Annotated in this window: 1 pseudogene; it reads left to right on the forward strand. The window is 37.1% G+C overall.

The features are described 5' to 3' along the window. Positions 1 to 259, forward strand: a pseudogene (locus SCA31_RS24160) (M1 family peptidase); the annotation flags it as partial.

The raw sequence follows: 259 nt of genomic DNA on the forward strand, positions 1-259 counted from the left end.
GCGGTGAAGACCTAGATTGGTTCTGGAGAGGCTGGTTTTACGGAACCGATCCTGTAGACATCGCTATTGATAAAGTGACCATTGCAACTCCGGATTTAGATGCAATTCCAATGGCAAAAGAAGAAACTTATACGGTTGATAAGCCTTTACAAAACGAATTTCAGGATATTTCGAAAATCAGAAATAAAGAAGATAAAAACATCACTTTTGATGTAGAAAAAGACAAAAGCCTTCAGGATTTCTATTATCGTTATGACAG

Origin of the sequence: Chryseobacterium sp. SIMBA_028 (genome assembly GCF_046535285.1) — a bacterium.
Classification (GTDB): Bacteria; Bacteroidota; Bacteroidia; order Flavobacteriales; family Weeksellaceae; genus Chryseobacterium.